Here is a 12941-nt window from a genome sequence, read left to right on the forward strand (position 1 = left end):
CGGCCCGCGACTGGGCCAGCGTCCCGGGGACCGCCTCCGCCGCCATCCGGTCGCGGTGCGCGGTCACCAGGTCCCACAGGGTGCGGGCGGCCGCCACGGATCCGGCCGGGACGGGGGTCTCCTCGGTCAGGACGAGGACGAGCAGCGCGCCCCGCGCGGTGGCGTCGCTGTACAGGGCCAGTACGGGCACCTCGGCGCCCGCCATCCGCGCCCGGCCCTGCCAGCTTCCCTCGGCGCGCGCCGCCGGGGAGAGGGCGGCCGGGGCGGGGCATGTCCCGGCCGAGGATGGCGTTGTCGGTACAAACGCCTCTTGACGGGCTGACGGGAGTGAGAGACATGAAGGCGATCGTCTACGAGGAGTACGGCGGCCCCGAAGTGCTGCGGCTGAAGGAGACTGAGGCGCCCCATCCGGGTCCCGGACAGGTGCGGCTGAAGGTCATGGCCGCCGGCGTGAACCCGATCGACTACAAGATCCGCCGTGGCTGGATGCCGCAGATGGGCCCGGCCGCGTTCCCCGCGATCCCGGGTTCGGAGGCGGCCGGGATCGTCGACGAGGTCGGCGAGGGGGTCACCGGCTATTCGGTGGGCGACGAGGTGCTGGGCTGGACGGACAGCGGCGCCTATGCCCCGTACGCCCTGGCCACCGATGTCGCGCCCAAGCCGCACGGGCTCGACTGGGAGACGGCCGCCGCGCTGCCGGTGGCCGCCGAGACCTCGGCACGCGTGCTGGACCTGCTGCGGCTCGCGGAGGGCGAGACGCTGCTGCTGCACGGGGCCGCCGGTGCGGTCGGCGGGGTCGGCGTCCAGCTCGCGGTGGCCCGGGGCGCCACCGTCATCGGCACCGCCTCCCCCGCCAACCACGACTATCTGCGCTCGCTCGGCGCGATCCCCGTGGCGTACGGCGAGGGCCTGGCCGAGCGGGTGCGCGCGGTGGCCCCCGGTGGTGTCGACGCCGTCTACGACGCGGCCGGCCAGGGCGCCCTGCCCGTCTCGATCGAGCTGCGGGGCGGCACGACCGACCGCATCGTCACCATCGCCGACCCCGCGGCCGCCGATCTCGGTGTCACGTTCTCCGGAGGCGGCGGCAACCGCCCCCTGGAGGCCATCGCCGGCTATGCCCGGCTCGCCGCGGAGGGCGGGCTGCGGTTGCCCGTCGTACGGAGCTTCCCGCTCGCCGACGCCGCCGAGGCCCATGAGCAGAGCGAGACCGGCCACAGCCGCGGCAAGCTCGTTCTGCGGCCCTGATGGGCCCTGCCCGGCGGGTCTAGGGGGCCGCGTTCATCAGGTCGAGTGCGCTGTGCTGTCGCGCCGCGTCGGTCTTGTCGAGCGGCCCTGACCAGCGCAGTCCGTACTGGTTCAGGGCGTTGCGGTCTGAGGCGTAGGCGCGGTCCGCCTGCCGTTTGAGATAGGCCGTGAAGGGGTGGTCGGGCAGGGCCGCGTCCAGCTTGGCCAGCCCCCGCACATGGGCGCCCTTGAACGACGGGCCGTCGGCACCGCAGTCGCCGGTCTCGCAGGGGTCCCTGAGGATGCCGTCGGCCGTGTTGAGCTGGGACGACGTCGTGGCGGCGGTGCCGATGCGGCGGGCCGTATCCAGCACCGAACCATCACCCGTGGCCTTGTGCAGTTCGGCGAGGCCGCCGAGCAGAACCCCCTGGTTGTAGGACCACACCGGTTGGCCGTTGTTCTTGCAGGTGCCCAGGTCGATGCCGTCGTTGACCAGGTTCGAGGCGTTCACCATGCCGGTGCCCTGGAACCAGGACCACTCCGCCTTCGCCCGCTGGAGATAGGTGGTGTCGCCGGGGATCCGGTTGTGCAGGGCGGCGTTCAGTTGGAGGTAGAGGGAGTTGGCGATGGCGTTCTTGTAGGTCTTCGCGGTGCTCCACCACACACCGCCGCCACAGGTGGAGTCCCAGTAGGAGGCCATGTAGTCGGCGTCGGCGCGGGCGGTGGCGAGATAGCGGGAGTCACCGGTGAGATCGTAGGCCGCCACCCAGGCCAGGCCCCACCAGCCGGTGTCGTCGATGTAGTCGTTGCGGAACTGCCCGCCCTGCGCACCGAGGTTGAGGTCGTAGGTGCGGGCGATCGCGTATTCATAGCTGCGCATGCCCGTGACGCGGATGTTGTCGATGACGGCCGTGAGGGCGTTGGCCGAGTTCCACCAGCCGGTGGTGGAGAACAGCCCGGTGCCGTAGGAGTAGAACGCCATCTGCGCGGTGGCGGCGGCCGTACGGCGGTCCCACGCGTTCCAGGTCGTACGGGCCCAGGGCGTACAGGCGATGTCGGGACGGTCACCGGCCTTGCCGCAGGCCCGCAGCGCGCCGACGCCATGGGCGCCCCAGTCGTCCACGTTGTACATGAGGGTGCGCCAGCCCCGCTGCCCGGACGGGATGGCGGTGTTGCCGAGGCGGCTGCCCGAGGACCAGCTACGGCCGCCGTCGAACGAGCGGTCCAGCCACACCTCGTCACCGGGGCTGCCGTTGTCGATGGAGGCCCAGCCCATCGCGTCGGCGTCGTCGAAGTGCAGGGCGATGGAGCGGGAGAAGAGGGTGGCGGTCACGGGGTTGCGGCTCTGCGGGGCGAGCGCCGGGTCACGGGTGTCGCAGTATTTGTTGCAGATGGTGGCGGACGGCGCCGCCTGGGCCGTGGCCGGGAGGAATTGCGTGGCCAGCAGGGCGAACGCTCCGGTGGCGAGGGCGGCCAGGCGGGTGCGCAGCGGTCTGGTGCGTCTCATGCCATGCCTCCTGCCGGTCTAGTTGAAGGGGTCCAGGGTGATGGACGCCTGCTGCGGATTGCCGTCGTGGACGAGCGACTCGTGCTGGCCCACGTCGTCGAAGGCGAAGGCGTACGCCTTGCCGTCGGCCATCTGGGCGTGGATCGCACGGGCGTAGTGGTTGGTCACCGCGTCGGTGTAGAACCCGGTGTCACTGGTGTCGGGCTGGTTGGAGTTGGTGAGCAGGGTCGTGCGGTTGAAACCGGCGCACAGGGTCCGCGAAATGGGGCCGCGCACCTCGTCGTTGGGCGCGTCCAGGCGCTTGTAGCAGCCGAAGACGGAGTCGGAGTCCGGCTTCTGGAAGCTGGTGACCACGGCGCCGGCACCGTTGGTGAAGTTCATGACGTCGCCGGATACCCGTCCGAAGTACTTGGTGTTCGGCCGGTCGGCGAAGGGCGTGACCGTCAGGGTGGAGCCGGCGTACTTCTGCCACACCCGGTTGATGTAGTTGTCCATCGTGTTCGCGGGCAGGCCGCCCGCCTCGATGCCGTGGCCGGGTGCGAGGGCCCGCAGCAGGGTGCCGTCCGGGCGGGTCTGGATGAGGCCCGCCCAGCCGCCGGGCTGGGCGCGCAGTGCGTTGAAGACGCCGTTGTAGCCGCCGGGCTTGAGGTGACCGGCGCTCTTCACGCCGCCGTCGGCGCCCTGCACGCCCACCGCGTACGGCGCGGAGAACATGTCGACCTGGGTGCTGTTGATGTACAGGCCGGAGTCGTCGAGGGTGAACTCGCTCCAGTTGAACAGGATGTTCCTGTTGGGGTCGGAGGGGTTCTGCACGGCGGGCTGCACCAGGCCGCCGGTGGTGAGCCGGAAGTCCAGCTTCTGGCCGTAGGAGAAGTAGACCCGGCCGGAGAGCTTCGGGATGCGGATCGTCAGGGCCTGGCCGTTGGCCGGACCGGCGATCGACGCGTCGGGGGCCGGGGTCGGCGGGTTGCCGCCGGCGGGCCAGGGGTGGAAGGTCCCGGACGCATCGGCCCAGCCCTGCTGGCCGGTCGAGAGCAGGGTGCCGATCGTATAGACGTAGATCTGGTCGCCGCGCCCGGAGTTGTTGGTGAACTTCAGCGGGATCGTGCTCGGCACGGCCGACCGGGCGGACGCCTCGGGGGCCAGTGCGGTCATGCCCAGGGCGAGCAGCAGGGCTGAGGCCCAACAGGGCAGGCTCCGGAATCGGGTGGAAACGCGTCTGGACATACATCACCTCTCGCGCGGCGGCACGGCCGCGTCAGCGGGGGGAATGGGGGGCTGATGGTGCTGAGGGTGCGGGGTCATCATGGCAGTGAACATGACACTGGTCTAGACATACTCACGTACCGACATCAGCGCACGGCCGGGTGGGGAGCCACGGGTCCGTGAGGGCGTGCCCGGTCGATTTCGTCCCGTTTGGCGCGGAGCTCGTCGGTGTCGTCCACCTCGATGATCCGCTCCGGCAGCAGCCCCATGCCCAGGACGGAGTCGTTGAGGACATCGGGGACCGCGCCGGCGATCCGCAGGACGGGGTCGGTCACGGCGCGCAACCGGCCGAGGAAGGTGGCCTCCAAGTCGACGAAGACGGGGTGCTCCCCAGCCGCGATCAGGTTTTGCAGATGCAGGTCCGCACCACAGATGGCGTGGAACAGCGCCAGATGGGCGCCCTGGCGCCAGAAGAACCGGTCGGCCTCGGACTCGTCGGCGCACGTCCCGGAGGCCACGTACTCCACCCACCCGTACCCGGGGCGGGACAGCACCTCCACGGTACGCAGTGGATGGCGCAGCCCCCGGTCGTTGAGGTGGTCGAGCAGATCGTTGAAGTGGCGCTCGACGGCGACCGACCGCGGTTTGTAGACCAGCTTCGTGCCGTCGGAGAAGGTGAGCAGTGCGACCGACCGGCCGCCGTTGTGGGTGTCACCGGCGCCGAACCCGATGTCCGTCACATCGCCGAGGCCACACCAGGAGCCGCCGAACACCGCGCGCGGCCGGGGCAGATCGGCCAGGAATCGCTCGGCGAACTCCTGCCTCACGTCGATCCAGTGGCGTAGCGAGGCCACCAGTTCACGGGCCGGCACGGGGTATTCGGAGAGGATCTCCAGCGCCCGCCCGGGGTCGCGGACCGTGGCCAGGAACGAGGCGAACCGTTCCTCGGGGGTGGCGCCGGCCAGGCCCCCGGTCACCCTGGCCACGTTGAGTTCCAGGACCAGGACACGGGACACCATGCCGGAGATCGTGTCCAGGGCGGGGAGGAGGAGGGGATGGTGCGAAGGCAGCCCCGTCACCCGGCTCCGCAGTTCCCCCTGGCCCAGCGCAGCAGCGGCAGGGCCAGTTCGGCCGGGCCCAGCAGGGACGGGTGACCGTGGGCCGCCGCAGGTGCCTGCCCACGGATGTCGTCGTCGCCGGGCCACGAGCATGCGCTACCTCCAGACCATCGGGGCCCATCTGGAGCGGGTGCACGATGTGCTGGACGAGCGACCGGAGGTCCGACGGCCGGGCGGCATCGCCCCGGCCGCGGTGCGGGGCCAGATCGAACTGCGCGGGGTGGGGTTCCGCTACGGGGAGGGGCCGTGGATCCTGCGCGATCTGACACTGCGCGTTCCCGCGGGCGCGAAACTCGCCGTCGTCGGGGCCAGCGGTTCCGGCAAGACGACAATGATCCGCCTGCTCGCCGGGCTGTTGCGGCCGACCGAGGGCACGGTGCTGGTCGACGGGCGCGACATCGATGAGTACGACGCGGACAGCCTGCGCCGCCGCTTCGGCGTCGTCACACAGGAACCCCATGTCTTCGGCGGCACCATCGGGTCGAATCTGCGGCTCGGCCGGGGGGGGGACATGCCGGACGAGGCCCTCTTCGAGGCGCTCGGCCGGGCCGGGCTGCTCGCCGATGTGAGGCGGATGCCCATGGGACTGGATACACATGTGGCGGAGGGCGGGGGTGCACTGTCCGGGGGCCAGCGCCAGCGTCTGGCGATCGCCCGTGCGCTCCTGGCCGACCCCGCGCTGCTGGTGCTGGACGAGGCCACGAGCCACCTGGACGCCGTGACCGAGGCGGAGGTGGCCGGCGAGTTGTCCGCGCTGGGCTGCACCAGGATCGTCGTCGCGCACCGGATCAGCACGATCATGGATGCGGACGAGATCGTCGTACTGCACGACGGCCGCTTCACCGAGGGTGGTGTCCACGACGACCTCATGCTGGCCCAGGGCCGGTACGCCGCACTGGTGAACCGCCAACTCCCGGTCTCGCTCCGGCCGTCGTGATCGCCGGTCGGCCCGTTCCCGATCGGCCAGGAGACGCACGCCCCGCGAGGTCATCCGCGCACACGCGGGTACCCGGCGGACAGTCCAAGCCCAAGGGGCTGCTGGACGGCAGGCCGTCCGAGGGGCGGGGCCGGAGCCCGGCCACACTGACGCCAACCTGAACATTCAGGCGTAAAATCGGCATGGTCCGCACTAGGAGCGGAGGCATCACATGACCGAGCCAGCCCCCTCCCACGCCGAACACAAACGGGAAGCCGACCACCCGGACGTGCCCTGGACGACCCCCTCGCAGGCCGAGGGCGAGCGCGACGACGAACGGGACACCGGCCACCCCGACGTACAGAGGACGACTCCCTCACAGGCCGAAGGGGAACGGTGGGATTAGCCACCGCCCCTCTCGGCGCCCGGGCCCGCCCGCCGGTCATGTCCCACCGGTCGGCGGGCCCAGCCATGCGGGCGGAGCGATCTTGGGCTGCGGCTATCCTGACCGGGGAGGCGAGAGATGGCACGCGCGACACAGACCGCCGGGACGAGCGGCACCGGCCGACCGGCACCACGCCACCACGGCAACCGCCACGGGCGCAGTGAACAGGCCCGGCTGGCGGTGCTGAACGCGGCGGACGACCTGCTGGCCGAGAAGGGTTTCGCGGGCGTCACCATGGAGGGGATCGCCGCCCGGGCCGGGGTGGCCAAGCAGACGATCTACCGCTGGTGGAGCACCAAGACCGACATCCTCATGGACGCTTTCCTCCAGGATGTGGCCGAGGACCTGCCGGTGCGCGACCGCGGTGCTCTCGCCCTGGATCTGCGCAGCTATCTGGGCGACCTGGCCGGGTTCCTCGGCGCGTCCGACTCCGGCGCCGTCTTCAAGGCCCTGGTCGCCCAGGCGCAGCACGATCCGGCGTTCGCCCGGGACTTCCGGTCCCGGTACCTCGACGACCAGCGCCGCCGCGACCGCCTCCCGCTGGAGAGGGCCATGGAGCGCGGGGAGTTGCCGCCCGGCCTGGACCTGACCGCCGAGACCGACCAGCTCATCGGCCCCCTCTACTACCGCGTACTGGTGACCGACGAACCCGTCGGCCAGGAGTTCACCGACCGGCTCGTGGACGCCTTCCTCCACCGCCACGGACTGACGGCACCGGCGAACGACTGACCCCGCGAAGACACCCGCCCGGACGGAGTCACCGCACGGGCGAGGCCATGACCGCCGGTGCCGGGAGACCGTGCGCCGGGAGACCGTCCAGGAACAGGGCCCCCGCGAGCGGTGCGGCGCTTCCGCGCGGCGCGATGCCCAGCTCACGCAGGTCCGCGTCCAGCGCGGCCAGGGCGGCGGCTCCCTCGGGCGTTGCGGTGCCGCCCGCCTCGAGCACGGCATGCGCCCCCTCCTTGGCCCGTCGGAGGCCGGGCGGGCCCGCCCGGTACAGCGGACCGGTGTCCTGGAGGGTGCTCATCACGGTGAGCAGCGCGTCCAGGCGCGCCCGGGTCTCGGTGGCCCCCGCCGCACGCGCCCGGGACAGGGCGTCGAGGGCGCGGCGCACATGGGAAAGGCGGCCCGTGCCTCGCCGCGCACCCCTGGCGCTCCAAAGGTGGCCGAGACATGCGAGCCAGGTGAGGGCCGGCGCGGTGCGCCACGGTCGGGGTGGTCCGCGATCCGCTTGGCGGTGGCGGTCACCTCATCGGGCCCGGCGCCCGGCCGCAGCGCGGCGGCGGCCACCAACAGGCCCATCACCCACAGCGCGCCATGGTGGAGGGTGCCGGTGGCCGCACCGCCACCGGCCCGTGCCATCGTCCACTCGGCGCAGCGGCCGATGGCTCCCAGCTCCTCGCGCAGCGCCCGGGTCGGCTCCCCGGGACGGCGGGCGGCGGCGGCCATGGCCACGAACCCGGGCGCCAGTGCCTTGGCCGACCAGCGCAGTGCGAGCAGATCCGCACCGGTGGCGCGGGCCTGAAGATCGCGGGTGTCGGCGAGCCCCGGTTTGGGCGTCAGCTCCGCCTGGGCGATCAGGGCGAGCACGGCGGCCCGTGCACGGTGCAGCCGAACCAGACGGTCGCGACACGGGCAGCGCCGAAGCGGTCGGCGATGCGTCCGGCCACCAGCATGCCGACGATGCCACCGAGGTTGATGACGATGAGGAAGGCCAGGGCGGAGCCCACTTCATACCCCTGGCCCCGCATCATGGTCGGCAGCCAGGTGCTGACGCCGTAGACGAGAAGCAGTCCGCCGAAGGAGGCGCACCAGAACAGTACGGTCCTCCTCCACTGGCCGTCGCGGAACAGCGCGGTCAGGGCGTGGCGGCGGTCGGGCGCGGTCGCGGGGACCGGTGCGGTGGCGGAAGCCGGTTCGGTGGCGCGGGCCGGTTCGGTGGCGCGGGCCGGTTCGGTGGCGGGCAGCTCGACCCGGTAGCGGTCGGCGAGCCGGCGGGCCTCGTCGGTGCGGCCGCGGGCGAGGAGGAAGCCGAGGGATTCGGGGAGGAACCTCGCCACCATCGGTACGGCGATGAGCAGCGGGGCCAGCCCGACCCAGAAGGCGGAGCGCCAGCCGAACGGCTCCACCAGCCATAGGCCCAGCAACGCCGCCAGAATGCCGCCTGCCTGATGGGCGGTCATCAACAGCCCGATCATGAGGTTGCCGCGGCCGCGCGGGGCGTATTCGGCGACCAGGGTGATGGTGGTGGGCAGCAGGCCGCCGAGTCCCAGTCCGGCGACGAACCGGGCGACGCCGAACACACCGAGGGTGGGGGCCGTCGCACACACGGCGGAGGCCAGGGAGAACACCGTGGTACAGCCGATGATCACCTTCTTGCGTCCCATCCAGTCGGTGACGGTGCCCGCCGACAGCGCGCCCAGCAGCATGCCGAAGGTCGCGTAGCTGCCGAGGTCACCGGCCCGGCCGGGGCTCAGCCCGAGGTCGGGGTCGTCGAGCATGCCGGGCAGCACGGCACCGTAGACGAACAGGTCGAGGCCGTCGAAGAGGACGACCGTCCAGCACAGCGCGACCACGAGGGCGGCGAGTGCGGTGCCACGCGAACGGGCGGCGGGGGTGGGTAAGGAGGACATGGCATTCCTCTCGTCGTGGAGGCGTGTCCTGCGGGCGGGTTCGGGGGTGGCCGGTCAGTCGACCGGCGGGGTGCCGTGGGTGTGGAAGGACTCGATGGTCTTCAGACCCCACGCCTGGCCCTTGGCGCGCTCGGCCTGGGTCCAGGTGATCAGGGGCCAGTCGGGGGCCAGGACCAGGCGGGTGAGCGGGTTGCACAGTTCGACGCGGTTGCCGCCCGGCTCGTAGACGTAGAGGAAGAACGTCTGCTGGATGGCGTGCTTGTGGGGGCCGGTCTCGATGTGAACGCCGTTGTCCAGGCACAGATCGGCGGCGCGCAGGATGTCCTCGCGGGTGTCGGTGGCGAACGCGATGTGGTGCAGTCGGCCCCGCGAGCCCGACCAGTCCTCGGTGTAGACGATGTCGTAGGACTTGTTGGTGAACGTCAGCCACTGGGCGGCCAGCCGTCCGCTGTCGAGCACGATCTGCTCGGTGGGGCGAGCGCCGAGCACATCGCGGGTGAAGGTGGCGTTGGGCGCCACGTCGGAGGCGAGGAAGTTGACGTGGTCCAGGCGGCGCACCCCCACGCCGTGGGCGGGTTTGGCCTGGGGCTGGTTCTTCAGCCCGGGCTTGAGCTCGGGCGGCGCCTCGTACCACTCGGTCTCCCAGTACAGGGCGAGTTCATGGCCGTCCGGGTCGCTGGTGACATAGAGCGGGCCGATACCGGGTTCGTCCTCGACCCAGCGCCCGGAGAGGCAGGCGGCCTCGGCCTCCTTCACCCGGCGGTGGAGGGCTTCCGCACCGGACGCGCGCAGGGCGGTGCGGCGGATGCCCGAGGTCGGGTGGGCGGTGAGGGTCAGGCTGTGGTGTTCGTAGTCGTCCCAGGTCCGCAGGTGGACCGAGTCGCCGGAGCGGCCGTTCTCGGTCAGACCGAGGATGGTGGTGAAGAACCACAGACTGCGGTCGGGGTCGGGGGTGAGTAGCTCGACATGCCCGAGGTGGGCGATGTCCCCGAGTGGCGGGGTCATCGGCAACTCCTTTTGAGACTGGGCGGTGGGTCGGGGAATGGGGGCGTGATGGGGGAAGGCATGGCGGTGCCGAAGAGGAGAGGTGATGTGGGTTCGACCGGTCGCCGGGGTGGGGCGCGACCGGGCACCGGTGTGTGGGCGCCACCGGCCGCCGGATCAGGCGGGGCGGGGAAAGACCGTGCCGTCGAAGATCTTCCGCGCGGTGCGCACAACCGCCGTACCCCGTGCCACGGGCGTGGCTCCGTCGTCCACGGCCGTGTCGATGTCCAGGAAGCCGGTGGGGTGTTCGATGCGCAGCCGCTCCCCCGCCGCCGGGAGCCGGGCCACCTCCTCGCCGACGTTTCCCTCGACACACAGCCCGGCGGCGACACTCGCGGCTCCCAGGACGCCGATCGCCGTATGGCAGCGGACCGGGATGAAGGTGCGGGTCATCACGGTGCCACCGTGGGCGGGCGGGGCCAGCAGGCTGAGCTTGGGCACGGTCGTGGCGCTGACATCGCCCAGGCCCATCAATCGGCCCGCCTCCCGCCGGATCTCCTGGAGCCGGACGCCGAGCACCGGGTCCGCCTCCAGCTCGCCGGGATCCTCATGGCCGGTGACGTTCAGGGCGGACGCGGCGATCAGCACGGTCGGCATGCCGTTGTCCACGCAGGTCACCGGGGTGCCGTCGATGACGTCACGGGCGTGGCCGGTCGGCAGCAGGGGACCGCTGCCCTGCCGGAAGGCGATCACCAGCGGGGCGGCGGATCCCGGTACGCCCGAGATCTCGGCCGAGCCGGTGTAATCGACGCGCCCGTCCGGGGTGGGCACGGTCACGGTGGCGTGGTCAGCGCTGTTGACCATCCTGATCCGCACCGGTGTCCGCCCGTCCCGGGCGGCGACCAGGCCACGTTCCACGGCGAAGGGGCCGACCCCGGCCAGGAGGTTGCCGCAGTTCTGCCGGTCGGAGACCTCGGCCCGGTCCACACCGATCTGAAGGAACAGATAGTCGACATCGGCGTCCGGCCCCTGGGCGGTGGAGACGACGGCCACCTTGCTGGTGAGGGGGTGCGCTCCGCCGAGGCCGTCGACCTGCCGTGGATCGGGGCTGCCCATGATCCGCAGCAGCAGATCGTCACGGGCGCCGGGGTCGGACGGCAGGTCCGCCGCGAGGAAATAGGCGCCCTTGGAGGTGCCGCCGCGCATCAGCATGCAGCGCACCCCCTCCGGCCCGCTCATGAGACGGCCCCGCCGCGGGCGTGTGCGGCATGCTCGGCGTACGGCTGGTACCGCACCCCGAGCCGGTCCAGGGTCTCCCGCAACCCGTAGCGGTCCAGGCCCAGTTGGCCCTCGGCGAAGGCGGCCCGGGTGGCCTCCTCCTTCGCGGTGCGCGCCTTCGCCGCCTCGACGGCCGTGGCGGCGGACTCGCGCGGTACGCACATCACCCCGTCGTCGTCGGCGAGGATCACATCGCCGGGGCGTATGCACTGCCCGCCCACCACCACGGGCACATTGACGGATCCGGCCGTGGCCTTGACGGTGCCCTGCGCGCACACGGCCGCCGACCATACGGGGAAGCCCATCGCGCGCAGTTCGGCGGTGTCGCGCACCCCGGCGTCGATGACCAGGCCGCGGACGCCGCGGTGGTGCAGCGCGGTGGCGAACAGCTCGCCGAACATGCCGTCCGTGGACGGCGAGGTGGTGGTGACGACGAGGATGTCGCCCTCGGCGCACTGCTCGATCGCGGCGTGGATCATCAGGTTGTCGCCGGGCCGGCACAGCGCCGTGACCGCGGTGCCCGCGATGCGCACGTCCTGCTGGACGGGGCGCAGCCCGGGGCCGAGGCATCCGGTGCGGCCCATGGCCTCGTGCACCGTGGCCACGCCATACGCCCCCAGGGCGTCCGCATGCTCGGCCCCGGCGCGTGGCGGATCGGTGACGATCACGCCGGCCGGCCGTGCGGCAGCGGGTGCGTCGCCCGCGTTACCGTGCGTCATTGCTGATCTCTCCTTGCTGGACAGGTCGGTGACCCACCCCGCGGCGCGAGCCCCGCGCCATGTGGTCACGGCGACGACGCCGGCGCTTCGCTCAAGGCGTCGATCACACTGGTGAGGTGGGCACGGACGGCCGCTTCGGCCGCCTGTGGGTCCCTGGCCCTGATCGCTTCGATCACGGCCAGGTGTTCACCCAGGGACCGCTGGGCACGCCCCGGCCGCAGCGCGAGCTGGAACCGATGGCGCACAAGCTGTGCGTTGAGCCGCTCCAGCAGCTCCACCGCCACCTGCTGGCCGGAGAACTCCCGGATGCGGGCGTGCAGTTGGTGGTTGAGGTCGGAGTAGGTCAGCGGTTCGCCGTCGGCGACCGCCTTGGACATCGCCGTGCCCAGGTCGGCCAGTTCGGTCAACTGCTCCTCGCCGGCCTGAACAGCCGCCTTGGCGGCGCACAGCCCTTCCAGGACCATGCGGCATTCGGTGATGGCCACGGCCTCCTCCACGCTCACCACCCGCACCCGTGAGCCACGGTTGCGGATCCGCTCGACCAAGCCCTCGGACGCCAGATCGATCAGCGCCGCGCGGATGCTCGCCCGTGTCACCTCGAATTGCTCGGCGAGCTCGTTCTCCACCAGCCGCTGGGCCGGTGCCATCTCCCCGCGCAAAATCGCCTGCCGCAGCCGCTCCATCGCATGCTGCTTGGCCTGCTCTCCGGTGCCTGGACGAGCTTCCTTCGGCATTGCGTGCCCTCCCTGAGTGAGTGCCTGTCGAAGGTAAATCTAGGCCAACAAGATTGTCAACGATTTCGTTGCCTATATTGGCGACATGAGCCCGCTCACGTTCCCCTGATTCCGGTCTCGTGACAGGGGAGGCCGGGGTTGCTTGAATGGTGCGGCGGTTCCCCATCGGACCCCGTC

At 71.7% G+C, this 12941-nt stretch carries 11 protein-coding genes and 3 pseudogenes; 4 read left to right on the forward strand and 10 right to left on the reverse strand.

Annotated elements, in window-relative coordinates:
• Positions 1-205 (reverse strand): annotated as a pseudogene (locus KN815_RS05030) (helix-turn-helix transcriptional regulator); the annotation flags it as partial.
• A gap of 131 nt (positions 206-336) precedes the next feature.
• Here KN815_RS05030 and KN815_RS05035 point away from each other — a divergent pair.
• A complete protein-coding gene (locus tag KN815_RS05035; protein WP_216340521.1) occupies positions 337-1245 on the forward strand; it encodes an NADP-dependent oxidoreductase in 909 nt (302 codons plus the stop codon).
• A 19-nt stretch (positions 1246-1264) separates the two neighbouring features.
• Here KN815_RS05035 and KN815_RS05040 read toward each other — a convergent pair whose 3' ends face one another.
• From KN815_RS05040 to KN815_RS05050, 3 genes are all read right to left on the reverse strand, one after another.
• Positions 1265-2731: a glycoside hydrolase family 76 protein gene (locus KN815_RS05040; protein WP_216340522.1), complete on the reverse strand. Its 1467-nt coding sequence runs from the start codon at positions 2729-2731 to the stop codon at positions 1265-1267.
• Between the two features lie 18 nt (positions 2732-2749).
• Entirely contained in the window at positions 2750-3886 is a 1137-nt protein-coding gene (locus KN815_RS05045) for a glycoside hydrolase family 64 protein (protein ID WP_372458267.1), read from the reverse strand.
• A gap of 197 nt (positions 3887-4083) precedes the next feature.
• Positions 4084-4956: a DUF4135 domain-containing protein gene (locus tag KN815_RS05050; RefSeq protein ID WP_216340524.1), complete on the reverse strand. Its 873-nt coding sequence runs from the start codon at positions 4954-4956 to the stop codon at positions 4084-4086.
• Between the two features lie 190 nt (positions 4957-5146).
• Here KN815_RS05050 and KN815_RS05055 point away from each other — a divergent pair, with 190 nt between their 5' ends.
• The 3 genes from KN815_RS05055 to KN815_RS05065 all read left to right on the forward strand — a co-directional run bounded on the left by KN815_RS05055 (position 5147) and on the right by KN815_RS05065 (position 7145).
• Entirely contained in the window at positions 5147-5992 is an 846-nt protein-coding gene (locus KN815_RS05055) for an ABC transporter ATP-binding protein (protein WP_216340525.1), read from the forward strand.
• Positions 5993-6203: 211 nt separating this feature from the next.
• Entirely contained in the window at positions 6204-6377 is a 174-nt protein-coding gene (locus KN815_RS05060) for a hypothetical protein (RefSeq protein ID WP_208521366.1), read from the forward strand.
• A gap of 117 nt (positions 6378-6494) precedes the next feature.
• On the forward strand, positions 6495-7145 hold the full coding sequence (locus tag KN815_RS05065; protein ID WP_216340526.1) for a TetR/AcrR family transcriptional regulator: 651 nt from the start codon (positions 6495-6497) through the stop codon (positions 7143-7145).
• A 28-nt stretch (positions 7146-7173) separates the two neighbouring features.
• On the opposite strand, the pseudogene KN815_RS05070 reads toward KN815_RS05065, so the two are convergent.
• The 6 genes and pseudogenes from KN815_RS05070 to KN815_RS05095 form a co-directional block, all read right to left on the reverse strand.
• Positions 7174-8036, reverse strand: a pseudogene (locus KN815_RS05070) (triphosphoribosyl-dephospho-CoA synthase).
• Positions 8012-9049: pseudogene (locus tag KN815_RS05075) on the reverse strand (MFS transporter); the annotation flags it as partial. The pseudogenes KN815_RS05070 and KN815_RS05075, both read right to left, overlap by 25 nt.
• Before the next feature lie 54 nt (positions 9050-9103).
• The gene (locus KN815_RS05080) at positions 9104-10054 is read right to left on the reverse strand and encodes a catechol 2,3-dioxygenase (protein ID WP_216340527.1); all 951 of its coding nucleotides are present in this window, start codon (positions 10052-10054) and stop codon (positions 9104-9106) included.
• Between the two features lie 156 nt (positions 10055-10210).
• Positions 10211-11272, reverse strand: a complete 1062-nt coding sequence (locus tag KN815_RS05085) for a 4-oxalomesaconate tautomerase (protein WP_216340528.1) — start codon at positions 11270-11272, stop codon at positions 10211-10213.
• On the reverse strand, positions 11269-12030 hold the full coding sequence (locus KN815_RS05090; protein ID WP_216340529.1) for a 4-carboxy-4-hydroxy-2-oxoadipate aldolase/oxaloacetate decarboxylase: 762 nt from the start codon (positions 12028-12030) through the stop codon (positions 11269-11271). Before KN815_RS05090 ends, KN815_RS05085 begins: the two co-directional genes overlap by 4 nt.
• Before the next feature lie 65 nt (positions 12031-12095).
• Positions 12096-12764, reverse strand: coding sequence for a GntR family transcriptional regulator (locus KN815_RS05095; RefSeq protein WP_216340530.1), 669 nt, complete (start codon positions 12762-12764; stop codon positions 12096-12098).
• Positions 12765-12941 lie beyond the last annotated feature (177 nt).

This window comes from Streptomyces niphimycinicus (genome assembly GCF_018883605.1).
In the GTDB taxonomy this organism is placed as follows: domain Bacteria; phylum Actinomycetota; class Actinomycetes; order Streptomycetales; family Streptomycetaceae; genus Streptomyces; species Streptomyces niphimycinicus.